The following is a 22,932-nucleotide window of genomic DNA, read 5'->3' on the forward strand; positions in this document are numbered from 1 at the left end:
CAGACGAACATCGCCGCTGCGCTCCTGTCTACTCGCCTATCACCCTTTCACGCCACGCTGCCGCCCCTGTGCAGGGGCCGCGGCGTCACGTTTTCGAGCAGTGCGGAGATCCATGGCCACATCACTTATCCACACCCTGCGCCGCCGCTGGTTCAGCCTGAGCCTGCTGCTGTGTCTGGCCGTCGGCCTGCCGGTCGGCTGCGCCAAGCTGGAACAGAAGGAGCGCGAACTGGTGTTCCGCATCGAACCGGGCACCGCCAGCTGGTTCAGCGGCCTGCCCGCTGGTGTCGAGGAAATGACCCTCAGCGCGCCGCAGTTCGGGGACAAGCAGAACATTCACGCCTGGTGGTGGCCCGCGCAGAAGGCTGACGCCCCCACACTGCTGTACCTGCACGGCTCGCGCTGGAACCTCACCGGCCAGATGTTCCGCATCGAGCAGCTGCACGCCATGGGTTTCTCGGTACTGGCCATCGACTACCGTGGTTTTGGCGAGAGCCTCGGCGAACTGCCCTCCGAGCGCACCATTTACGAAGACGCCGAGATCGCCTGGCAGCGTCTCACCGAACTGCAGCCTGATCCTGCCAAACGCTTCGTCTACGGCCACTCCCTGGGCGGCGCCGTAGCGGTCAACCTCACCGAATCCCTGGGCCGCGATCGCCACACACCGCCGCTGGCCGGGCTGATCATCGAGTCGACCTTCACCAACCTGGCCGACGCGGCGACCGAAGTAGCCGCCGAGTACACATCGCTACCGGTGCACTGGCTGCTGTCGCAGAAATTCGATTCGCTGAGCAAGATCGGCGACATCAAGGTGCCCGTACTCATCGCCCACGGCACCAATGATCGCTATATCCCACAGCGGTTCAGCGAAAGCCTCTATCAGGCCGCCAACGAACCCAAGCGCCTGCTGCTGATCGACGGTGGCAACCACAACAACAGCCTCCGCACCGGCAGCAGCGAGTACCGGGAAGCGATTCGTACCCTGTTCGCGCCGAAGGTGGTTGGCAGGGGCTAGGGTTCCTGCAGAGACCGGCATGAATGGCTGAAGGGCGAGCACCACAAGATGCGGCTTGGGGTATTGTGCGCTGCTTGCAACTCGCCCCGCCCTGCGAACGATCTGACAGTGGCGCACAAGGAAGTCGGCATGCTGATTGGCCATCGCTACGAACGCACCCCGAGGGGCGATCTGCACATCCACTCGCGCAATCTGGTGATGAATACCGCAGTCCCGCTCATGGGAGCGATCGCATTCGCGGCGCCAGTGGCATTCGTGGCGTTCGCAGTTACCAGTGACTCTTCGCCCTTGTCGAGCATGGATCCACTGTCGGCATTGCTGATAGTGCTCGGGCTGTTGCTGTTGCCTGCCCTCGGCCTGGTCGTCACGGTCTACACCGGCATGCGAGAGAGCTTGCTGCTGTCGCGACTCGACGGTGAAGGCAAACGCCGCACGCGAAATTTCTTCGGCCGCCGCGAGCGGGTGCACGATGCTTTCCGGATCGACGCCGCCAAACGCCTCGAACTACGCCGCCGCGAAGGCGCGGAGCCTGCCCATACGCAACTGTGGCTGGTGATGCGCGACGGCACCGAGCACCGGCTGACGACCAACAACGTGCCTGTCATACCGGGCAGCGAACGCACTGAACTATGGCTGCGCGAATTGGCCGAGTACCTGCAGCTGGCAGTACCGACCGACGTCATCGATCCTGCGACAGTCAAAGCGCGGACCATCTACGAGCCGACACCGGCGCCAACCAGCAAAGGTGCCAGGGCTGCCAAGGGGTCAACGCCACCGGCAGACAAGCACGAGACCTTCAGCACGCCCGCCCGCGGCTTCTGCGCTCTGCTGGGCGCCTTCCTGACCGTGTTCGAACTCAATCACATCATCGTGCTGGTGCCTGCGCTATTCAACGGACGCCTGCGCGCCAGCGGTTTTCGAACGGGATCGCATACCTTCTACTGGGCCGAACAGCCATTCGTCTTCTCGTTCAACCTGCTGGTGGGTTTCGCCGAGGTGCTGATCATCGGCACGATCGCCTGGGGTTGCCTGCGCGTGGCGATCACGGCGCGACTGAAATCCACCCCGTGAGCGGCGGATCGACGATCAGGTGCACGATTCAATACGCAGATGATGCGCAGCACGCTCAACTGCCAAACCGTTCATGATCTGAAGCCTTCCTGGCCAATCGACAGCGGCGCCTGGTTATAATCGCACCCAGCTACATTGGAATGATGTCGCCAAGGATTGGTGTGCTACGCCCTCGCTTCACACCTTGTGTTCATTACAGGCCCCGTCGGTCAGTCAGACCCGATGGCGCTGCCCTGCACGCGAGTGTACTGATGTCCCTGCTCCGCAATCTCTGCAGCTCTATGCTGCTGCTCAACCTGGTTGGCTGCTACAGCCTGTCGCCCATCGATATCGACAAGAGCCTTCGCCCTGCCGAAGGCGGTGCCACCAGCTATCTGGTCGGCGTGGTCGGCGTCTGGCCGGATGCCAAGTACTCGCCCCACGAACAAAGCATCCTGCTACGCCAGAAGGGCGGCGGCGGTTCAGCCTCCGCACGTCTGCGCAACAACGTTCATCTGCGTACCACGCGGGATATCCGCGATGGCCGCCGCGGCATCGGTACGCTGTTCGTGATGCCACTCAAACCCGGTCGCTACGAACTGTACAACGTGCTGTTTCGTCGCGGCGACGGTACCGGATGGAAGCGCGAAGACTTCTCCATCCCACTCCAGCTGGAGCCCGGCAAGGCTTACTACATAGGCGACTTCCGTGCCGCCTGCATTGACCTCAACGCCAGGTGCTCGTTTATCCACAGCTACCACGCCGAGCGTGATCAGGCCCTGGTCACCAGCAAGCACCCCGAATTGCCACCGCTGCAAGTACTCGAGCTGAAGCACATGGATGGCGCCTATCCCGCCATGTTCGATAGCGACACCGAGAATGCCGCAATCTTCAAATCGGTTCTTTCGGGGCAGCTCAGATGAACGGCAAGCTACGCATACTTGGCATTGGCCTGCTGATGTTCCTGGGCGGCTGCCAGGTCAACCACACCCTCAGCACACCGACGCTGGACCACGACCTGACGCTACCGCAGGTGAGCGTGCAGACCCTGGGATCGGTCCCCGGCACGCTGATCCGTAATCACATGCGCAGCCTGGGTGCCTTCGAACAGGTACGCGAAGGTTTCGATCCGGGTGGGTACAACATTCAGGTGCTGTCGGTTGGCGACTATTATGGCCTCAGCAACGTCCCCATTCAGTTCCTCAGCGCCTTCAGCCTGTTCATCATCCCGGCGCCCATTTCCTGGGACTTGGAGCTGACGTTTCGGGTAACCCGCGGCCACCAGGAAGTCGCGACCTACCGCATCGACAACACGACCTCGCATTACAACGGCCTGTTCGTCCACCCGGACGGCCGCGGCGACAATGTCCGCCTCATCATCGACAACTTCGTCGCCCGCGCCCAGGCCGATGCGGCCCTGTTCGCCGTGACGCCACTCAAGCCGCTGCAGATGCCCATGCCGGTAGCACCGGCAAGCCTGCAACAGCGCACGAGGGTAACGGCGACGTTCCAGGTGCACGCCGATGGTTCGGTCAGCGATGTGAAGGCCAGCGGTGAAGCGCCGGACCTGGTTCTCTCCGTGGTTGAAACTGCCGTGCAGAAATGGCGCTATCAGCCCTGGACCGCCAGCCCACAGGCCCCATCAACACAACCGGTGAGCCACAGCTTCGTGCTCAGGCCGCAATCCATCCTGAGCACCCAGGAGCAAAGCTGCGCACAGGTCATGAGCGAGTTGCAGCAGTTCGAGCACACCTCACCCGGCAAGCCGTCCAGTGACCTGGCCACCTTTCAGCAGACTTCGGCGCTGCTGTTTCTCACCGAGTTGCGTCAGCAGAAGAGCTCGTCGGCAGCCGGGGTCGACAAAGCCTTCACGCGCGCGCTGCCGTGGATCATCGAGCAATGCAGAGCCAACCCGGAGGCCCTGTACTGGCATTACGTATCCGAAGGGATCAAAAAGGAAACGGCTGCTCAGGGCGTGACCGGCAGGTAACTGAAGCCATGCAATGCGGAGTGAGCTGATCGAGTATCGGCCACTTCGCCGCGCATCGCAGAGCATGGCCCGCGGATAGCCGATGACCTCATCCGCAGGCTGGCCAGCTAGATAGCCAGCCAATGCCAGGGCGTGCTCTTGGTCACCATGATCCACACGATCACGAACATTCCCGAAAAACCCGCCACCCCCATCCAGAACCAGGCGCGGTAGAGCGCCCGGTAGCGTTCACCCAGCGCTTCGCCACGCTCGGCAGAGTCGGCAGCCAGGCGCTGCAGGCGATGCTGCAGCACCAGCACCGGCAACCACAGCGCGCCAACGCAGACCATGATCAGTATGGAGCTCAGCAGCCAGTCGCTGGACAGCGGCATGCCGGCCACTCGGGTCATGGCGTAACCGGTGAGCACTTGCAGCACGCCGGCCGGGGTGGTGATCCAGGTGTCGAAACGCACCACCATCTTCACCACCTGGGCGATGACCCGGGCATCGCCGGTTCGGCTGGCGGCGATCATGTACAGGTACGAGCCCATGCCGAAGCCGAACAGGAACACTGCGGCGATGACGTGCAGGTACTTGAGCTGCAGGTAGTCCATGCTCAAACCACCGCGTGAGAGAAGTCGACGGCCAGTTGCACGTTATCCGGCTCGTCAATGGCCGCCAGGTATTCGGCGACGGTGATTTCTCCAACGCAGGGCCGTGCACCGGGAGCTGGTCGGTAACCACTGGCGACCTTGGCGGCGAGAGCGACCGCGGCGCAACTGGGGATCTCCGGCCCCTTGTCATTGCGGGCGGTGAGCTGGGCGGTCAGGGTCAGAGGCCGGGCCTGGTGATCGACGCCCTGCACGTCGACATACATGGCGCTCATGCCATCACCGAAGCGCTCGAACCACGTGCCCCAGCGGTGCAAACGCCTGGCCCATGGCAGGGTGTCACGCACCAGACCGATCTTCACCATCTGGGCCAGCAGGGCATTGGCCACACCGCCCAGCTTGAGACCCAGCCCCGCCTTGAACGACAGCGTATGAGCGCCATAGCGCTGCGCGAAGATGTCCATGTCCGGCACATCCACATTGGCCAGCAGGCGCGTGCCCAGATGCGGCATGGTGCGCAAGGACAGGTCCTGCCAACCCGTGACTTCATGAATACGGCCATTGCTGAGCTGGCGAATGGGCCGACCGGCATAGGCCAGCACGCCTTCTACAGTGGACAGGCCAGGCATCTTGGCCGACGAGGAGATGCCGTGCGCGATGCGGTCGATACGGGCGAAACCCGCGCGGTGTTCATCGATGATCGCCGACGACAGACTGGGCACCGAGCTGCATCCACTGAGAATCGCCACACCGGCCTGCCGGGCCCGCTCGTCGAGCCTGGCGATACCGTTGACGAAGGCGCGACAGTCGGCGAGATCGCAGTAGTTGACACCCGCTCCGATACACGCCTCGGCGACGCTATAGGGCTGCCCCTGAAACGGCCCACCGGTATGAATCACCCAATCGATGCCCAGATCCTGCAGCGCCTCTGCAAAGCCCGCCGCCATGGCATCGCCACACCAGCTGCGCGCGGGCGACGGTGCCTGAGCATTCAATACCGCGAGCCGCGCCTGCAGCTTCTGCGCATCGCGGCCCGTGATGACCATCTCCACGCCGGGCATGCGACTCAGATGGTCGCTGATGATGCTGCCAAAATTCCCGTAGGCGCCAATCACCATGATCCGCAAAGCCATTTCATCTCCCTTGGACAAGCCGCTCGAGTCCGCCCCTCAGCGGAGCGGGCCAAGGTTCACCGATCAGCCTTAACGAAGCAAGCTGGCGGAAAAGGCGACGGCAATCGCCGGCAAGCCGGTTCCTACACAGCCCGTATTGGCAAGCGGTCCTTGCCGCATACCAGTACCCCGTAGGAGCTGGCTTGCCAGCGAAGCGCTCTCACCCTCGACGTCAGCGTGAATTCCACCGCCGCCAGCGCCGGTGCGCCGGCTCTTACACAACCCGCATTGGCAAGCGGTCCTTGCCGCATACCGGTACCCCGTAGGAGCTGGCTTGCCAGCGAAGCGCTCTCACCCTCGACGTCAGCGTGGATTCCACCGCCGCCAGCGCCGATGCGCCGGCTCCTACACAGCCCGCATTGGCAAGCGGTCCTTGCCGCATACCGGTACCCCGTAGGAGCTGGCTTGCCAGCAAAGCGGTCTCACCCTCGACGTCAGCGTGAATTCCACCGCCGCCAGCGCCGGTGAGCCGGCTCCTACACAGCCCGCATTGGCAATAGGTCCTTGCCACATACCGGTACCCCGTAGGAGCTGGCTTGCCAGCGAAGCGCTCTCACCCTCGACGCCAGCGTGAACGTCAACGCCGCCGGCGCCTACAGGAGAGAATCAGTCCTCGGTCTTCCAGTTCTTGCGGCTCATGTAATCGCGGGTTTCCTTGACCACGATGCCGGAGAGCAGCAACAGGCCGATCAGGTTGGGCAGCGCCATCAGGCCGTTGGCGATGTCGGAGAAGGTCCACACCACCTCCAGCGAAGTTACCGCTCCGACGAACACCACCACCGAGAAGATCAGCCGGTACGGCATCACCGCGACGCGGCCCATCAGCCGTTCCATGCAGCGCTCGCCGTAATACGACCAGCCGAGGATGGTGGTGTAGGCATAGACCAGCACACCGATGGTCACCGTATAGATACCCCAACCGCCGCCGAGGCCCTGCTCCAGCGCCCAGGCGGTCATCGGCGCGCCCTTGAGACCCTCCTGGGTCCAGGCGCCGGTGACGATGATCGCAAAGGCGGTGAAGGTCACCATTACCAGGGTGTCGAGAAAGGTCTGGGTCATCGAGACCATGGCCTGGCGCACCGGCTTGTCGGTTTTCGCCGCTGCCGCGGCGATGGCACCGGTCCCCAGGCCCGACTCGTTGGAAAAGATGCCCCGCGCCACGCCCATCTGCACGGCCAGGATAATGCTGGAGCCAAGGAAACCACCGGCCGCCGCGCTGCCACTGAACGCATCGGTGAAGACCAGCACGATGGCGTCCGGCAGACGGTCGGCGAACACCACCAGCACGGCGACGTTGCTGATGATGTAGAGGACGATCATCACCGGCACCACGCCCGCGGCGAAACGCCCGATGCTCTTGATCCCGCCGATGATCACCACGGCAGTCGCAATGGCCATCACCAAGCCGGTGGCGGTCGGCGAAATGCCCCAGGTGTCATGAAGCTGATGGGCGGCGGTGTTGGCCTGCACCATGTTGCCGATCCCGAACGAGGCAATCGCGCCGAAAATCGCGAAGGCGATGCCCAGGCTCTTGCCCAGGGTGCCGCCGACACCACGGGTCAGGTAGTACATCGGCCCGCCACTCTGCTCGCCCCTGGCATCGGTGACCCGGTACTTCACGCCCAACAAGGCTTCGGAGTACTTGGTGGCCATGCCGACCAGGCCGGTCATCCACATCCAGAACAGCGCGCCCGGGCCACCGATGCCGATGGCAGTCGCCACCCCGGCGATATTGCCGACGCCGATGGTCGCCGCCAGCGCGGTGGCCAGAGCCTGATAGTGAGAAACGTCACCGGGTACGTCACCCTTTTCCTTGCGTTTGACGAAAGCCAGCCAGAAGGCGTGGCCGAGCACGCGGAACTGGATGCCACGCAGGCGAATGGTCAGGTACAGACCCGTGAGCAGCAGCAGGGGGATGAGCAGAAACGGGCCCCAGATAAAACCACTGATGGCCGAGAGTACAGCGAGAAATTGTTCCATCGAGGATATCCTTCTTGTTCTATCCGGTGCGGCTCGTGGCCGGCAGGAACGGCACCCGGGCTGGTAGCACGGGATGTCGAGGGATGAACGCAGATGCGTCCGTGCAGCCTTGGGCGGCAGCGTTACGAACCCTGGGAACGTAACGAAATGTTAGGCGAATCAATCGATTGCGACGGGGCCGATTGTTGCCAGGAGGGCAAGGCTATAACAACTTGCCCGCGAGAGGGGCCGAAAAAACGGGGAATTTAGCTGCAGCGGCGCACCGAATCAGGCGTTCGCCTCGCCCACCCGGGTTTCGCCAGAGGTCATTGAGCGCACTGCAACGGCAGCTGCCGCCACTGTGCCCAGGCGGCCTCCCAGCCGTCGCGGTGCGACACCTGCGCAAGGCTGACGGCCTCCACGCACCGCGCCTCGCCAAGGCCATCGAGGTACTCGCGCAGGACTTCGGCCGGTACCACGCGATCATCGTCGCCCACCAGGTGACGTTGCGCCACATGCGTCAGCCGCTCACGGTAATCCAGCGGCTCCAGCGAGCCGGTCAACGGGCTCAACTGGCGCACCTGCACCCAACGACGCGGGCTCAGGTTGCCCGCGAGCGTCTGCACGCTGGCGACATCATCACGGCGGGCGGCGAGCAACAGGGCCAGGGCCGCGCCACCGGAGTAGCCGACCAGTTCGAAGTCACGGTTGCCGTAGCGCGTCTTGATGAGATTGAGGGCACCGTCGAGGCTGGCCAGCACCTCGCTGCCAAAGCGCCGATCCGTCCACAGCGCGGTGTCGCAGGCATCGCTGCGCACGAACTGACAGGGCCGCGCCAGGTACAGGCTCGGTGTGGGATCGGCGAACGCCAGACGAGCCACCAGCAGGTCACGGGGAGAAGGGTCGAGGCTGGGCTGCGAACGGGTCGCCCAGGCCTGACCATCGCCTTCCAGATACACCCGAATCCGCGAGGTGGACAGCGCTCTGCCTGGCGCGCTCAGGAGCAACGGAAAGGGCGTGCTGTCGAGGGTTTGCAGGCGTTGATCCTGCTTGCCCGCCAACTCGTCGAGCTGTTGCAGCGGGGATTGGCAGCCGCTCAATGCAACGCTCAGCAATACGCCAAGAAGCAGCGCGCCCGAGCTCGCGCGGCTGGCCATCAGCATCCCGTCAGCTTCTCCTCACGGCGCTCGTCGGGAAAGAACAATGGCCGCAGACGCACGCCCACGCCATTGCCGATGAACGCTGCCACCAGCCAGAGCCAGCCGTGCAGGCTGCCGGAGGCGATACCGCTGAAGTAGGCGCCGATATTGCACCCATAGGCCAGACGCGAGCCGTAGCCGAGCAGCAGGCCACCGATCACCGCCGCGATCAGCGAACGCAGCGGAATATTCAGGTTCGGTGCGAAGCGCCCGGCCAGGCCAGCGGCCAGCAGTGCGCCGATGACGATACCGATATCCATCACCGTGGTGATGTCCTCCCAAAGCGGTGCGGCAAGCGCCTGCGCATTGCCCGGTTGCTGCCAGAACGCCCAGGCGGAAACGTCGATACCGGAGCCCTGCAGCACCTTGGCGCCCCACAGCGCGAATGCCGACGTGATGCCCCATGGGCGACCGGCCAGCGCCAGGGTGGCGAAGTTGAGCAGCGCCAGCAGCACCGCGCCCCAGATCAGCGGCCAGGGGCCACGCAGGAAACGTTGCCAGCCCTGCTGCTCACTCGGAGCCGCACGCTCCAGGCTGCCATGCCGGCGCAGCTCCAGACGGGCGCTGATTGCCGCGATGGCAGCGAATAACGCGAGGCTGACCAGCAGCGCGGGCACCAGACCCAGGCTAGTGACGATGGAGGTCGGCGGCAGGCTTGGCAGGGCCGACCACCACTCCAGATGATGAGTCGCGCTAACGCCACCGATGATGAAGAACAGCAGCGTCACCAGCATCCGCGCATTGCCACCGCCCACGGTGAACAGCGTGCCGGACGCACACCCACCGCCCAACTGCATGCCGATGCCGAAGATGAAAGCACCGACGATCACCGAAGTACCTGCCGGCGCTACCAGTCCCTTGACCGGCTCACCGAACAGCGTGCCCACAGACAGCGCCGGGAAGAACAGCAGCACGGCAATCGCCAGCATCACCATCTGCGCGCGCAGGCCGGCGCCGCGGCGCTCGTTGAGCAGCACGCGCCAGGCCGAGGTGAAACCGAATGCCGCGTGATAGAGCACAAGGCCCAGAGCACCACCGACGATGAACAGCAGCGCCTGACGGCCACTCACCGCGAAGGTGAGGGCCAGGGCGCCAGCCAGCAGCAGCGCGATGGCGACCAGCGGCGTGCCTGGACGATTGGCCGGCGCGGTGGCAGGAATGGACAAACTCATATAGACCTTCGAATAACCAATTGAAACGGTCGGTTATTTTAGCCTTTCCCAAGCGCCATGGCAGTCATTGGTTAGACCGACTCATGCAGTGCCCATTTCGTCGCGCTATAAGCGGCTGGTCAATGCACCGCCGCAGATCACACCAAGCAAAAAAAGGGGCCGTTCCAGGCCATGTGAAAACGTAGCGAGCGAAGGTCAGGCAAGGCAAAAATCGGCGAAAAGTGCAGTTTACGAGGTGTAAACGAGCATTTTGAGCCGGCTTTTGACGCCGCATGAACGAGCGCAGTAGTTTTCACACAGCCTGGTTCGGCCCCCAGAGGTAAAACGGTGGGCAGTCAGGCCTCGACTTCGATCAGCACCTCGCCCGGGTTGACCCGGTCGCCCTTGGCCACGTGCACGGCCTTGACGGTGCCGGCGATCGGCGCCTGCACTTCGGTTTCCATCTTCATCGCTTCGGTGATCAGCACGGCCTGTCCCGCCTTCACGGTGTCGCCCTCCTTGACCAGTACGTCGACGATATTGCCCGGCATGCTGGTGCTCACGTCACCCGGCGCACTGGCGGTGCGGCGCTTGCTGCCGGTGCCGCCGGCGACGTAGTCGTTGAGCGCTTCGAACACCACCTCTTCGGGCATGCCGTCGATGGACAGGTAGAAGTGCCGCTTGCCCTCGCCCTTCACACCGACGCCGGTGATATCCACGCGGTAACTTTCGCCGTGCACGTCGATGATGAATTCGGTCGGTACGCCAGCCCCGCCGGCTGCCGCCACGCCGCTGCCATCGGGAATCGGCAGCAGCGCCTCGGGTTGCAGGCTGCCGGCTTCGCGCTCCTCGAGAAACTTGCGGCCGATATCCGGGAACATGGCGAAGGTCAGCACGTCCTCCTCGGACTTGGCCAGGTCGCCGATCTGCCCGCGCAGCTTGTCCATCTCCGGCTTGAGCAGATCGGCCGGGCGCACGTCGATCACTTCTTCACTGCCGATGGCCTGCTTGCGCAGCGTTTCGTTGACCTTGCCCGGCGCCTGGCCGTAGCCGCCCTGCAGGTAGAGCTTCACCTCGTTGGTGATGGTCTTGTAGCGCTCGCCGGCGAGCACGTTGAAGAACGCCTGGGTGCCGACGATCTGCGAAGTGGGCGTGACCAGAGGCGGAAAGCCGAGGTCTTCACGCACCCGCGGAATCTCCGCCAGCACTTCGTTCATGCGGTTCAGCGCGCCCTGCTCCTTGAGCTGGTTGGCCAGGTTGGAAATCATTCCGCCCGGCACCTGATTGACCTGCACCCGGGTGTCGACCGCCGTGAATTCGCTCTCGAACTGGTGGTACTTCTTGCGCACCGCGTGGAAGTACATGCCGATTTCCTGGATCAGCGAGAGGTCCAGGCCGGTGTCGTATTCGCTGCCCTTGAGCGCGGCGACCATGGACTCGGTACCGGGATGGCTGGTGCCCCAGGCGAAGCTGGAAATGGCCGTGTCGATATGATCGGCGCCCGCCTCGATGGCCTTGAGCTGGCACATCGAACCCAGGCCCGCGGTGTCGTGGCTGTGGATAAATACCGGCAGATCGATCTCGGCTTTCAGCGCTTTGACCAGATCGGCCGTGGCGTAAGGCGTGAGCAGACCGGCCATGTCCTTGATGGCGATGGAGTCGATGCCCATGGCCTGCATGGCCTTGCCCTGGGCGACGAAGGCATCGACGGTGTGCACCGGGCTGGTGGTGTAGGCGATGGTGCCCTGGGCGTGCTTGCCGGCGGTCTTCACCGCTTCGATGGCAACGCGCAGGTTACGCACATCGTTCATGGCATCGAAGATGCGGAACACGTCGATGCCGTTCTCCGCCGCCTTGGCAACGAAGGCGCTGACCACGTCATCGCTGTAATGGCGATAACCGAGCAGGTTCTGCCCGCGCAGGAGCATCTGCAGGCGGGTATTGGGCAGTGCCGCACGCAGCTCGCGCAGGCGCTCCCACGGGTCCTCCTTGAGGAAGCGCACGCAGGCGTCGAACGTCGCGCCGCCCCAGACTTCCAGCGACCAGTAGCCGACCTTGTCGAGCTTGTCGCAGATCGGCAGCATGTCTTCGGTGCGCATGCGGGTGGCCAGCAGGGACTGGTGGGCGTCGCGCAGGATGGTGTCGGTGACCGTGATCTTTCTTGTCATGGTGTGTTCCTCACAGGCCGGCATGGGCGGCGATGGCGGCGGCGATGGCCAGGGCCAGTTCGCCCGGCTTGCGTTTGATCGAGTAGTTCAGCAGCTCGGGATGGTTGTCGACGAAGCTGGTGTTGAAGCGCCCACTGCGAAATTCGTCGTTGGCGAGAATCTGCTGGTAGTAGGTGGCGGTGGTCTTCACGCCCTGCACGCGCATGTCGTCCAGTGCACGGGAGCCACGGGCCAGGGCCTCTTCCCAGGTCAGCGCCCAGACGATCAGTTTCAGGCACATGGAGTCGTAATACGGCGGGATGGTGTAGCCGGTGTAGATCGCCGTGTCGGTGCGCACGCCCGGGCCGCCAGGCGCGTAGTAGCGGGTGATCTTGCCGAACGACGGCAGGAAGTTGTTGCGCGGGTCCTCGGCGTTGATCCGGAATTGCAGGGCGAAGCCGCGGTACTGGATGTCTTCCTGCTTGATGGAAAGCGGCAGGCCGGAGGCGATGCGGATCTGCTCGCGAACGATGTCGATGCCGGTGATTTCCTCGGTGATGGTGTGTTCCACCTGCACCCGGGTATTCATCTCCATGAAGTACACCTCGCCCTCGGCGAGCAGGAACTCCACGGTACCGGCGTTCTCGTAGCCCACCGCCTGGGCGGCGCGCACGGCGAGGTCACCGATGTAGGCGCGCTGCTCCGGGGTCAGTTGCGGGCTGGGGGCGATTTCGATGAGCTTCTGGTTGCGCCGCTGGATCGAGCAATCGCGCTCGAACAGGTGCACCACGTTGCCGAAGCTGTCGCCGAGAATCTGCGCCTCGATGTGCTTCGGGTTGACGATGCACTTCTCGAGAAACACCTCGGCCGAGCCAAACGCCTTGGTGGCCTCGGAGATCACCCGCGGGAACGCCTGCTCCAGTTCCTCGCGGCTGTTGCAGCGACGTATGCCCCGCCCACCGCCACCGGAGGTGGCCTTGAGCATCACCGGGTAGCCGATGCGATCACCTTCGCGCAGCGCCTCGGCGATATCCGCCACGTTGCCCTCGGTGCCCGGCGTCACCGGCACGCCGGCCTTGATCATGCTGCGCCGGGCCTCGGTCTTGTCGCCCATGCGGCGGATGACCTCGGCGCTCGGGCCGATGAACCTGATGCCGCGTGAGGCGCAGATTTCTGCCAGCTCGGCGTTCTCGGAGAGAAAGCCGTAGCCGGGGTGCAGCGCGTCGCAGCCGGTTTCCACGGCGAGGTTCACCAGCTTGCGCGGGTTCAGGTAACCCGCCAAAGGGTCGTCGCCAATGCCATAGGCCTCGTCGGCACGCTTGACGTGCAAGGCCTGGCGGTCGGCATCCGAATAGATGGCCACCGACCGAATGTTCATTTCGGCGCAGGCCCGCACGATACGGACCGCGATCTCGCCACGGTTGGCTATCAGGATTTTCTTGATCACGAGCCAGCATCCTCGATCACGTGAACAGGCAACCCTTTAAGGGTCGAGATATGACCGGATAACTCCACCCCGGCTTCAGTCTTAACCCTACTCGGCTGTAACAATTAACCAAAATCAATATTTATTGGGTCATGCATAAGTAAAAACTTATGCTGGGCGAACAAGAATCCACTGGAGTGGTGAATAAAATTCGCAAGTCATTGTTACGTATGACCTTTCGTCAACTTCAGGTGTTTCGGTCGGTGTGCGACAACCGCTCGTACAGCCGCGCCGCTGAAGAAATGGCCCTGACCCAGCCAGCAGTGAGTCTGCAGATCCGCCAGCTCGAGGAGCTGCTCGATCAGCCGCTGTTCGATTACGTCGGCAAGAGGCTGTACCTGACCGAGGCAGCCGAAGCCCTGCAGCGCGCCAGCGAAGACATTTTCGGCCGCCTGGAAAGCCTGGACATGCAGCTGGCCGATCTCAAGGGCTCGCTGCAGGGCCAACTGAGCCTGGCCATCGAGTCCAGCGCCAAGTACTTCATGCCGCATCTGTTCGCCGCCTTTCGCCGCGAGCATCCGGAAGTCAGCCTGCAACTGACCGTGGTCAATCACGCCCAGGCGGTCAGGCGACTGAGCGCCAACCGGGACGACCTGCTGATCATGTCCCAGGTGCCGGCGGACATGTCCCTGGAGTTTCTGCCCTTCCTGAACAACCCGATCATCGCCGTGGCGCCCGCTGATCACCCGCTGAGCCAGGCACGATCGTTGCAGTTACAGGACCTGTGTGCCTGGCCATTGCTGGTGCGCGAACCTGGCTCGGGCACCCGGCGAGCCTGTGAAGAGTACTGTCACCAGAAGCGTGCACATTTCGCCCAGTTGCAAGAGGTGGGCTCCATGGAGGGGCAGCGCGAGGGGGTGATCGCCGGGCTGGGCCTGGCCCTGATACCGCGCCATGCCGTGCGTCGCGAACTGCAACTGGGCGTGCTGCGCGAGTTACCGGTAGCCGAACTGCCGTTGTTGCGCAGCTGGTGCGTGGTGCATCCGCGGGGCAAATACCTGTCGCCTGTCGCCCAGGCGTTCTTCAATTTCGTGCGTAACGAGCGCACGCAGATTGGCGCTCTGGCCGAGCAATTCAGCGGCGCGAGCAATTCGCTGTAGGGATTTCGTATATGATATCCAAAACCCTCACCTAGCGGGTGCCTCAGCGTGCCATTACCTCCCCTGAACGCCCCGAATCTGGGCATCACCCCGTCCGCTTCCGAGGTGATCACCAAGCACCTGCGCGATGCCATCGTCTCCGGCCATTTCGCCGAAGACGAGCCGGTGCGTCAGGACGACATCGCCAAGCTGTTCAACGTCAGCAAGATTCCCGTGCGCGAGGCGCTCAAGCGCCTGGAAGCCGAAGGGCTGGTGGTGTTCCAGCGCAACAAGGGAGCGGTGGTCACGCGCATCTCCGAGCCGGAGCTGGCGCAGATGTTCGAGGTGCGCATTCTCCTCGAAGACAAGGTACTGCGCCTGGCGATTCCCAACATGAGCGAAGAGACCTTCGCCCGCGCCGAGCGCATCTGCGAGGAGTTCATCGGCGAGGAAGACATCGGCCGCTGGGCCGAACTCAACTGGGAGCTGCACGCCTGCCTCTACGAGCCGGCGCAGCGTCCGTTCCTGGTCAGCCTGATCCGCTCCATCCACGACAAATTGGAGCGCTACCTGCGCATGCAGATGAGCCTTTCCGAGGGCAAGGATCGCGCCGACCGCGAACACCGCGAGATCATCGCCGCCTGCCGCGCCCGTGACGTCGAACTGGCGGTCACCCTGCTCGACCAGCACATCATCGGCGTCTGCCGCAGCCTGTTCGAGCACCTGCCCGAGCACCGTTGAATCGGCAGGCTTAAACATACGGAAGCGGCCGTTCAGCAAAATACCTGCGGCTCACGAGATCGCGGGCGTGGCCCGCTCCCACACTGAACCGATGGACACTTGCTACTGCCTTGCAAAGGTTCCTCGAACCGCGACGCCCTAGATCCGGTTCGACGCATCCAGCGCCTTGAGCAGGCGAGCGTCGTGGCCGTAGATATCGGGGCGGAACTGCACCTGCCCGTCGGCGCCGACCTGGGCTGTCCAGTACGCCATCAGGATCGGTACCGGGCGCGGCAGATCGGCACGCAGCGTGCGACCACTGTCCCACTGCCTGGCGATCCGCGCGCGGTCGGTTGGAGTGGCTTCGGCGAGCAACTGATCGACCAGCTCGGTCACCCGCTCGATGCGCACGCAACCTGAGCTGAACAGCCGCGGCAGGTTGTCGAACAGGCGCTGGCTCGGTGTGTCGTGCAGGTACACCGAGAACGGATTTGGGAAGCGGATCGCCACTTTGCCCAATGGGCTGTGAGCGCCAGCAGACTGACGAATCATCACGCGGCCAGGGCGCTCCCAGTCGACGCCACGCGGATCCACCGGATTGCCTTCGTAATCGATCACCTGCATATGGTTGGCGGCCAGATAGCCGGCGGCGTCGCGGCGCAGCTCCGGCAGTTTGTCCTCGCGCAGGATGGTGGGTGGAATCGTCCAGGTCGGGTTCAGGGTCAGGTGAGTGATCCGCGAACGCAGCAACGGCGTCGGCCGGGCCGGGCGGCCAACCTGAGTGCGTGCCTGCCAGGCGATCGCATGGTCACGCAGGAAGATCACTTCGGCGCCAGCCACGTCGATCAGTACGCTGGTCGGCTCGATCTCGTGGGACAGCCAGCGCAGGCGCTCCAGGTTGATGCGGATCTGATCCATGCGCTCGCTGGCCGAGCGGTTCAGCTCGGCCAGCGTGCCCGGGCCGACCACACCATCGGGCTTGAGCAGGTGGTTGCGCTGGAAGGCCTTGACGGCCTCCACCAGCGCAGTGGAGTACACCGATGTTTCCTCGGCGACCAATGCCGGGGCGCCCTGGGAAAGATCGCCATGCAGTTGCAGGCGCTGCTCGAGCAGGGGCACGCGCCCGTCCACCGCGCCAGGACGCAACAGAGTTCCGCCCGGAATCGCCAGCCATTGCGGCAGCGCCTGACGACGCAGATCGGCATAGCGCTGACGCAGCTCCCGGTAGGGGCCGAAATCCGGACGGGCCTGCTCGAAGGCTTGCGCCGGATCGCTCAACCCCGCCTGGGCGATGGCCAGCAGCGGTGCCTGGCTCTGCTCCATGGCCATGCTTTCGGGCTCCCAGAGCGGCTCGACCTGAGACTGCTCCAGACGCCCATAGGCCAGGTCACGCAATGCCTGCAGATAAGCCGTGGTGGCGAGCACCTCGACACAGGCGGAAAGACGTGGCGACGGGCTTTCCACCGCGGCCAGCTCACGCAGCGGCTCAAGATGGTAAGCGCGAGGCTCGAGGCCGTCGTCGACCAGCGTATCCAACTGCGCGAGCAAGGTGGGCAGGTTCTGCTCACTCCACACCGGCTGCGAACCACGCAGCAGATAGAAAGGCTCCAGCCATTCGCGATCCTTGGCGGTAAGGTTCAGGGCCGGCGATACGCAGGTCAGGCTGGGTTCGGCGAGCTGCTGTTCGAGAGGGCTGGGTGGCATGGCATCGGCCACGGCCAGAGGAGCGGTGAGGACCAACGCCCAGGCGGCGGATGAAGTGGGAGAAAACAAAGCGCCGCTCCAATTTACGACAAAGTGAATGACAGCCCGTCGGATTGGCCCGCGGGTCAGAAGATTTCGGCTGCTAGAATCGCGGGCTTTGTTGTGCCCGCATCGCCTGGCGAAGGCTCGACATATCGATGGCCGAAACTCAGAGACTTGAAATGATGACCACGATTCAGCGAATTTGCTTAGCCTTTCTTTGCCTGGCATTGCCCGTTCCGTCCCTGATGGCCGCCACACTGGCTCCCGATCCCCTGCTGGAAAGCCTGTCTGCCAAAGCACCGGCATTGAATCGCAAGGTACTCAACCATGCCATCGACGCCATGCGTTGCGCCATCAATAATGGCGCCGTACCCGCTCAACGACTGGCGGTCATCGATTTTTCCAAGCCCTCCAGCGAACGCCGCCTGTGGATCTTCGACCTGACCAGCAAACGCTTGCTGCTGCACGATCTGGTCGCCCATGGCCAGCAGTCCGGTGAAAATTTCGCCACCCGGTTCTCCAATACCGAAGGCAGCCATCAGTCCAGCATCGGCTTGTTCCGCACCCAGGAAAGTTATACCGGCAAGCACGGCTACTCGCTGCGCATGGACGGCCTGGAACCAGGCTTCAATGATCTTGCCCGCCAGCGCGCCATCGTCATACACCCGGCGGATTACGTGAACCCAGCCTGGATCAAGACCCAGGGCCGAATCGGCCGCAGCCAGGGCTGCCCTGCCGTGCGCCCGGAAGTCGCCCGCATGGTGGTAGACAGCCTCAAGGGCGGCCAATTCATGTTTTCGTACTACCCGGATAAGCGCTGGTTGCAGTCGTCGGCGTTCATCAATTGCAAGCCCGGCCTGGTCGCGAGCATCGTCAGCGCCAAAGAGGGCTGATACGCGGTCGATTGGTGGGTGCCATGCAGGGCGTCAGGAACGGCCTGGACCACTATGCCGATTTCGTCATCACGCCCGCGCAAATCCTTCAAGCCGGGCAGCCCGCCTCGCGTCACCCTGTAACCATTCAATCGGCATACAGGCGCAGCTCCCATGAAACGCATCGAAGTGATCGACTCCCATACCGGCGGCGAGCCGACCCGTCTGGTGGTCAGCGGCTTTCCTGATCTCGGCAAGGGCAGCATGGCCGAGCGCAAACAGCTGCTGGCCAGCGAGCACGATGCCTGGCGTGCCGCCTGCATTCTCGAGCCACGCGGCAATGACGTGCTGGTCGGCGCCCTGCTCTGCGAGCCGGTCGACCCTAGCGCCTGTGCCGGAGTGATCTTCTTCAACAACACCGGCTACCTCGGCATGTGCGGGCACGGCACCATCGGCCTGGTGGTATCGCTGGCGCACATGGGGCGCATCGGCGCCGGCGTGCACAAGATCGAAACCCCGGTGGGCACGGTCGAGGCGACCCTGCATGAAGATCGCTCGGTCAGCGTGCGCAACGTGCCGTCCTACCGTTACCGTCAGGCCGTCGAACTGCAGGTGCCGGGCTATGGCTCGGTGCAGGGCGATATCGCCTGGGGCGGTAACTGGTTCTTCCTGATCGCCGACCACGGCCAGCGCATCGCGGGAGACAACGTCGAAGCCCTGACCGCGTATACCTACGCGGTGCAGAAGGCGCTCGAGGACCAGGGCGTTCGTGGCGAGGACGGCGGCCTTATCGACCACATCGAGTTGTTTGCAGAAGATGAACAAGCCGAAGGCTCGCAGCCAAGCGTCGCGAGCGATGAGGAGGCAAGGCGGGAGCTGGCGAAAAAGCGCAGTTTACTGGCTGTAAATGAGCATTTTTCGCCAGTTCCCAACGCAGCATCATCGAGCGCAGCAGCTTCGCTGCGAGCCGACAGCAGGAATTTCGTGCTCTGCCCTGGCAAGGCTTACGACCGCTCGCCCTGCGGCACCGGCACCAGTGCCAAGCTGGCCTGCCTGGCCGCCGATGGCAAGCTGCAACCCGGCGAGATCTGGCGCCAGGCCAGCGTGATCGGCAGCCTGTTCGATGGCTCGTTCGAATGGCAGGGCGACAAAGTGATTCCGACCATTCGTGGTCGCGCCAATATCAGCGCCGAGGCGACCCTGCTGCTCGAACAGGACGACCCGTTCGCCTGGGGCATCCGCCCGTGAACCCGACGCGGGTCGCTGATGTGATCGTCATCGGCGCTGGCATCATCGGCGCCGCCTGCGCCCGCGAACTGGCCCGCCGCGGCCAGCAGGTGCTGGTGATCGATGCCGGTCTGCATGGAGCCACCGCCGCGGGCATGGGGCACTTGCTGGTACTCGACGACAACCAGGCCGAACTCGACATCAGCCGCTACTCGGTGCGCCGCTGGCGCGAGCTCGGTCCCCAGTTGCCGGACGACTGCGCCTATCGCAACAACGGCACGCTGTGGCTGGCCGCCAACGAACAGGAGCTGGCGGCGGCGGAAACCAAGAGCGTCAACCTGCGTGCCGAGGGAATACGCTGCGAAATGGTGCCCGGCCACGCCCTGCAGGGGATGGAGCCGATCCTGCGCGACGGTCTGCACGGCGCCCTGCGCCTACCCGACGACGGTATTCTCTATGCACCGAACACCGCCCGCTGGATGCTCGACGCTCCCGGTATCACACAACGCCGCGCCAAGGTCACGGAGCTGGACGGCAACCGTGTACGCCTCGAAGACGGCAGCTGGCTGAGCGCCGATGCCGTGGTGCTCGCCAATGGCATACAGGCCGTGGAATTGTGCCCGGAGTTGCCCATCGCGCCGAAGAAAGGCCATCTGCTGATCACCGATCGCTACCCGCATCCGGTCACTCACACCATCACCGAGCTGAGCTACCTGACCAGCGTGCACAACAGCAGCGGCGCCTCGGTGGCCTGCAACATCCAGCCGCGGCCGACGGGCCAGCTGTTCATCGGCACCTCCAGGCAGTTCGATACGCTGGACCCCGAGGTCGAGGGCTGGTTGCTGGCCCGCATGCTCAAGCATGCCGCGAGCTATGCGCCAGGCCTGGCGCAACTCAATGGCATTCGCGCCTGGGCGGGCTTTCGTGCCGCCACCCCGGACGGCATGCCGCTGATTGGCGAACACCCTGCACAGCCCGGCCTGTGGCTGGCGGTCGGCCACGAAGGGCTGGGTGTTACCGCCGCGCCGGGTACCGCCGATCTGCTCGCTGCACTGCTGTTCAACGAGGCCGAGCCAATCCCTGCCGCGGCATATTCGCCGCGACGTTACCTGAGCCAAGCTGGAGACCCCGCGCATGCCTGACCTGCATCTCGATGGCCGCCCGCTCAGCGTAGCGCCGGGCACCACGGTCGCCGCAGCCCTGGCGCTGGCCGGTGATGGCAGCACGCGCACCTCGGTCAGCGGCCAGCGCCGCGCTCCCCTCTGCGGCATGGGCGTCTGCCAGGAATGTCGGGTAACCATCGACGGCCTGCGCCGACTGGCCTGCCAGACCCTGTGCCGCGATGGCATGCACGTGGAGACGCGGCCATGAGCGAACAGACTGACGTACTGATCATCGGCGCTGGCCCGGCGGGCATGTCCGCAGCGCTGGCCGCGGCCAACGATGGCGCCCAGGTGGTGCTGCTCGACGACAACCCGTTGCCGGGCGGACAGATCTGGCGGGACGGCGCTCAGGCAAGCATCCCAATCCAGGCACGCCGCCTGCGCGATGCGGTGGATACGCACAGCAATATCCAGCGCCACGCCGCCACTCGTGTGGTGGCACGGTCAGGCAGCCATGGGCTGCTGGTAGAAGACTCCCAGCGCGGCTGGGTGATCGCCTACCGCAAGCTGATCCTGTGTACCGGGGCGCGAGAGTTGTTACTGCCGTTTCCCGGCTGGACATTGCCCGGTGTTACCGGTGCCGGTGGCCTGCAGGCGCTGATCAAGGGCGGCTTGCCAGTAGCCGATGAACGCATCGTGATCGCCGGCAGCGGCCCGCTGTTGCTGGCCAGCGCGGGTACGGCGAAACACAACGGTGCCCGGGTGCTGCGCATCGCCGAGCAGGCATCAGCCGGCTCGGTCGCCGCCTTCGCCCTACAACTGCCGCGCTGGCCGCGAAAGCTGTTGCAATCCTTCAGCCTGTTCGACGGCGGTTACCGCTCTGGCACTCGGATCGTCGCCGCGTTGGGCCAGCATCGCCTGGAAGGCGTACGCCTGCAGCGCGGCGACAAGATCGAAGAGCTGGAGTGCGAGCGCCTGGCCTGCGGTTTCGGCCTGATTCCCAATGGGCAATTGGGGCAGGCCCTTGGCTGCACGCTGGATAACCACGCCATCAAGGTGGATGCCTGGCAGGCCACCGATGTGGCCGGCATCTATGCCGCGGGGGAATGCACCGGCTTCGGCGGCAGCGAACTGGCCTTGGTCGAAGGCCGCATCGCCGGCCATGCCGCCGCCGGTAACCGCGGGGCAGCGCAACGCCTCTGGAAAGGGCGCGCACGCTGGCAGCGCTTTGCCGATGAGCTGAACACGCGATTCGCCCTCGACCCGGCACTAAAACGCCTGGCCGAGCCGGATACCCTGCTGTGCCGCTGCGAGGACGTGCCCTACGCCGCCGTCGCCAGGCACGGCAACTGGCGCGAAGCGAAACTGGCGACCCGCTGCGGAATGGGGGCCTGCCAGGGCCGGGTATGCGGTGCAGCCACGCAATACCTGTTCGGCTGGCAGCCAGGGGCGCCCCGCCCACCGTTCGGACCGACCCGAATCGATACGCTGATGCAGCTGGAAGGCCCATTCCAGAGCCACCAATAGTGGCAATGAATCTCATTTTCGAAAAGGTGTTCCAGCGCTCCATCAAACGGTAACAAACCGGGTAGTGCGGTAACGCTTTCTGTAGCGAAAACCCGAGCCGAAAAAACCTGAAAACACTAAGTAATTGAAAAATATAGATATTCTAAAATTGGCACAGGATATGCTCTATGTTCCGCACAACAAAAATAACAAGACACATCTGATAACAAGAACAAGACAACGGCTCTAGCATAAGAAAGACAAAATCGCAGAGACGCAGCTAACTGATTTCTTTGGAGAGGACCGCCCTCGGGCTTGTACCGCAACCGGGTCGAGAACAATAAAACTGCTTTGCAAGGCAGCGACAGACGGGTTGGATCTCAGGATCACGGCAACATCAGCGTCCAAACAAATCCGTTCGCTCTTGGCCCCCATTGGGGGCCGCGGCTAAAAACAAGAACAAAAGGCCGGTAGCACTAATAAGAACGATGATTCGAACAAGATTTAGGGGAGCCTCGGCTCCCCTTTCTGCTTTCTGGCGCTCAGCCTTGTTTCCCTTCCATGCTATGGCCAGTTCCCTTTCCTAATCCAAGTACCCCAGGAATTGCCGCTGGGCCGCATCTCTGCGTCTTGTGGATAACTCAGGTCTTATCGTAGGAGCCGGGGCGCCTAGCCCTTGCCAGCGATTGATGGCCATAACGCGCATCTACTTATGGCCACCACAGCATCGCCCGCAAGCGGGCTCCTACAGATTGCGGAGTACTCACGCGATTCTATTGGGAGCCGCCATCGCATTGCAGGGAGGCGGGGCACCAAGCAATGTGGGTAACTCTCATGTCCCTGCTTTGAGGCGAATGCCTCAGGCTTTCGGTCACTCGAATCACAGGCATGAAAAAGGCCGCATCCCCTTCCGGGCGATG

Annotated in this window: 19 protein-coding genes; 11 read left to right on the forward strand and 8 right to left on the reverse strand. The window is 63.7% G+C overall.

Annotated features, from left to right (window positions below; genetic code table 11):
• Positions 1 to 112: 112 nt before the first annotated feature.
• The 4 genes from FHR27_RS20210 (at position 113) to FHR27_RS20225 (ending at position 4,055) form a co-directional block, all read left to right on the forward strand.
• The gene (locus FHR27_RS20210) at positions 113 to 1,015 is read left to right on the forward strand and encodes an alpha/beta hydrolase (RefSeq protein ID WP_042555905.1); all 903 of its coding nucleotides are present in this window, start codon (positions 113 to 115) and stop codon (positions 1,013 to 1,015) included.
• 129 nt (positions 1,016 to 1,144) lie between these two features.
• Positions 1,145 to 2,086, forward strand: a complete 942-nt coding sequence (locus FHR27_RS20215; protein ID WP_179539388.1) for a hypothetical protein — start codon at positions 1,145 to 1,147, stop codon at positions 2,084 to 2,086.
• A gap of 251 nt (positions 2,087 to 2,337) precedes the next feature.
• Positions 2,338 to 2,988, forward strand: coding sequence for a hypothetical protein (locus FHR27_RS20220; protein WP_257026958.1), 651 nt, complete (start codon positions 2,338 to 2,340; stop codon positions 2,986 to 2,988).
• Positions 2,985 to 4,055, forward strand: a complete 1,071-nt coding sequence (locus tag FHR27_RS20225) for an energy transducer TonB family protein (protein WP_179539389.1) — start codon at positions 2,985 to 2,987, stop codon at positions 4,053 to 4,055. Before FHR27_RS20220 ends, FHR27_RS20225 begins: the two co-directional genes overlap by 4 nt.
• 107 nt (positions 4,056 to 4,162) lie before the next feature.
• Here FHR27_RS20225 and FHR27_RS20230 read toward each other — a convergent pair whose 3' ends face one another.
• The 7 genes from FHR27_RS20230 to FHR27_RS20260 all read right to left on the reverse strand — a co-directional run bounded on the left by FHR27_RS20230 (position 4,163) and on the right by FHR27_RS20260 (position 13,720).
• Entirely contained in the window at positions 4,163 to 4,648 is a 486-nt protein-coding gene (locus FHR27_RS20230) for a DUF2269 family protein (protein WP_042555903.1), read from the reverse strand.
• A gap of 2 nt (positions 4,649 to 4,650) precedes the next feature.
• Complete coding sequence (locus FHR27_RS20235; protein WP_179539390.1) at positions 4,651 to 5,778, reverse strand: saccharopine dehydrogenase family protein; 1,128 nt, start codon at positions 5,776 to 5,778, stop codon at positions 4,651 to 4,653.
• 645 nt (positions 5,779 to 6,423) lie between these two features.
• A complete protein-coding gene (locus tag FHR27_RS20240; RefSeq protein WP_042555901.1) occupies positions 6,424 to 7,797 on the reverse strand; it encodes an alanine/glycine:cation symporter family protein in 1,374 nt (457 codons plus the stop codon).
• A 305-nt stretch (positions 7,798 to 8,102) separates the two neighbouring features.
• Positions 8,103 to 8,939 (reverse strand): alpha/beta hydrolase, encoded by an 837-nt coding sequence (locus FHR27_RS20245; protein WP_179539391.1) that lies wholly within the window; start codon positions 8,937 to 8,939, stop codon positions 8,103 to 8,105.
• Complete coding sequence (locus FHR27_RS20250; RefSeq protein WP_179539392.1) at positions 8,933 to 10,147, reverse strand: YeeE/YedE family protein; 1,215 nt, start codon at positions 10,145 to 10,147, stop codon at positions 8,933 to 8,935. Before FHR27_RS20250 ends, FHR27_RS20245 begins: the two co-directional genes overlap by 7 nt.
• A 335-nt stretch (positions 10,148 to 10,482) precedes the next feature.
• Positions 10,483 to 12,294 (reverse strand): sodium-extruding oxaloacetate decarboxylase subunit alpha, encoded by a 1,812-nt coding sequence (gene oadA, locus FHR27_RS20255; RefSeq protein WP_179539393.1) that lies wholly within the window; start codon positions 12,292 to 12,294, stop codon positions 10,483 to 10,485.
• 10 nt (positions 12,295 to 12,304) lie between these two features.
• On the reverse strand, positions 12,305 to 13,720 hold the full coding sequence (locus FHR27_RS20260; RefSeq protein ID WP_042555897.1) for an acetyl-CoA carboxylase biotin carboxylase subunit: 1,416 nt from the start codon (positions 13,718 to 13,720) through the stop codon (positions 12,305 to 12,307).
• Between the two features lie 188 nt (positions 13,721 to 13,908).
• Between FHR27_RS20260 and FHR27_RS20265 the strand changes: the two genes are divergently transcribed.
• Complete coding sequence (locus FHR27_RS20265) at positions 13,909 to 14,859, forward strand: LysR family transcriptional regulator (protein WP_042555989.1); 951 nt, start codon at positions 13,909 to 13,911, stop codon at positions 14,857 to 14,859.
• 48 nt (positions 14,860 to 14,907) lie between these two features.
• Complete coding sequence (locus FHR27_RS20270) at positions 14,908 to 15,579, forward strand: GntR family transcriptional regulator (RefSeq protein WP_042555896.1); 672 nt, start codon at positions 14,908 to 14,910, stop codon at positions 15,577 to 15,579.
• Between the two features lie 138 nt (positions 15,580 to 15,717).
• Here FHR27_RS20270 and FHR27_RS20275 read toward each other — a convergent pair whose 3' ends face one another.
• Positions 15,718 to 17,331 (reverse strand): L,D-transpeptidase family protein, encoded by a 1,614-nt coding sequence (locus tag FHR27_RS20275; RefSeq protein ID WP_179539394.1) that lies wholly within the window; start codon positions 17,329 to 17,331, stop codon positions 15,718 to 15,720.
• Positions 17,332 to 17,483: 152 nt separating this feature from the next.
• Between FHR27_RS20275 and FHR27_RS20280 the strand changes: the two genes are divergently transcribed.
• The 5 genes from FHR27_RS20280 (at position 17,484) to FHR27_RS20305 (ending at position 22,033) form a co-directional block, all read left to right on the forward strand.
• Positions 17,484 to 18,197, forward strand: a complete 714-nt coding sequence (locus FHR27_RS20280; RefSeq protein WP_042555895.1) for a murein L,D-transpeptidase catalytic domain family protein — start codon at positions 17,484 to 17,486, stop codon at positions 18,195 to 18,197.
• Between the two features lie 153 nt (positions 18,198 to 18,350).
• On the forward strand, positions 18,351 to 19,424 hold the full coding sequence (locus tag FHR27_RS26990; protein WP_042555894.1) for a proline racemase family protein: 1,074 nt from the start codon (positions 18,351 to 18,353) through the stop codon (positions 19,422 to 19,424).
• Positions 19,421 to 20,545, forward strand: a complete 1,125-nt coding sequence (locus tag FHR27_RS20295) for an NAD(P)/FAD-dependent oxidoreductase (RefSeq protein ID WP_179539395.1) — start codon at positions 19,421 to 19,423, stop codon at positions 20,543 to 20,545. Before FHR27_RS26990 ends, FHR27_RS20295 begins: the two co-directional genes overlap by 4 nt.
• On the forward strand, positions 20,538 to 20,774 hold the full coding sequence (locus FHR27_RS20300) for a 2Fe-2S iron-sulfur cluster-binding protein (protein WP_042555892.1): 237 nt from the start codon (positions 20,538 to 20,540) through the stop codon (positions 20,772 to 20,774). The genes FHR27_RS20295 and FHR27_RS20300 overlap by 8 nt, the downstream gene beginning before the upstream one ends.
• Positions 20,771 to 22,033 carry an NAD(P)/FAD-dependent oxidoreductase gene (locus FHR27_RS20305; RefSeq protein WP_179539396.1) on the forward strand — a complete coding sequence of 421 codons (1,263 nt, stop codon included), beginning with the start codon at positions 20,771 to 20,773 and terminating at the stop codon, positions 22,031 to 22,033. Before FHR27_RS20300 ends, FHR27_RS20305 begins: the two co-directional genes overlap by 4 nt.
• Positions 22,034 to 22,932 lie beyond the last annotated feature (899 nt).

It is taken from the genome of Pseudomonas flavescens (genome assembly GCF_013408425.1).
Taxonomy (GTDB): Bacteria; Pseudomonadota; Gammaproteobacteria; order Pseudomonadales; family Pseudomonadaceae; genus Aquipseudomonas; species Aquipseudomonas fulva_A.

Coding starts and splice junctions, on each gene's coding strand:
- FHR27_RS20210 (WP_042555905.1), top strand. CDS start 113: ATGGCCACATCACTTATCCACACCCTGCGCCGCCGCTGGTTCAGCCTG.
- FHR27_RS20215 (WP_179539388.1), top strand. CDS start 1,145: ATGCTGATTGGCCATCGCTACGAACGCACCCCGAGGGGCGATCTGCAC.
- FHR27_RS20220 (WP_257026958.1), top strand. CDS start 2,338: ATGTCCCTGCTCCGCAATCTCTGCAGCTCTATGCTGCTGCTCAACCTG.
- FHR27_RS20225 (WP_179539389.1), top strand. CDS start 2,985: ATGAACGGCAAGCTACGCATACTTGGCATTGGCCTGCTGATGTTCCTG.
- FHR27_RS20230 (WP_042555903.1), bottom strand. CDS start 4,648: ATGGACTACCTGCAGCTCAAGTACCTGCACGTCATCGCCGCAGTGTTC.
- FHR27_RS20235 (WP_179539390.1), bottom strand. CDS start 5,778: ATGGCTTTGCGGATCATGGTGATTGGCGCCTACGGGAATTTTGGCAGC.
- FHR27_RS20240 (WP_042555901.1), bottom strand. CDS start 7,797: ATGGAACAATTTCTCGCTGTACTCTCGGCCATCAGTGGTTTTATCTGG.
- FHR27_RS20245 (WP_179539391.1), bottom strand. CDS start 8,939: ATGCTGATGGCCAGCCGCGCGAGCTCGGGCGCGCTGCTTCTTGGCGTA.
- FHR27_RS20250 (WP_179539392.1), bottom strand. CDS start 10,147: ATGAGTTTGTCCATTCCTGCCACCGCGCCGGCCAATCGTCCAGGCACG.
- oadA (WP_179539393.1), bottom strand. CDS start 12,294: ATGACAAGAAAGATCACGGTCACCGACACCATCCTGCGCGACGCCCAC.
- FHR27_RS20280 (WP_042555895.1), top strand. CDS start 17,484: ATGATGACCACGATTCAGCGAATTTGCTTAGCCTTTCTTTGCCTGGCA.
- FHR27_RS26990 (WP_042555894.1), top strand. CDS start 18,351: ATGAAACGCATCGAAGTGATCGACTCCCATACCGGCGGCGAGCCGACC.
- FHR27_RS20300 (WP_042555892.1), top strand. CDS start 20,538: ATGCCTGACCTGCATCTCGATGGCCGCCCGCTCAGCGTAGCGCCGGGC.
- FHR27_RS20305 (WP_179539396.1), top strand. CDS start 20,771: ATGAGCGAACAGACTGACGTACTGATCATCGGCGCTGGCCCGGCGGGC.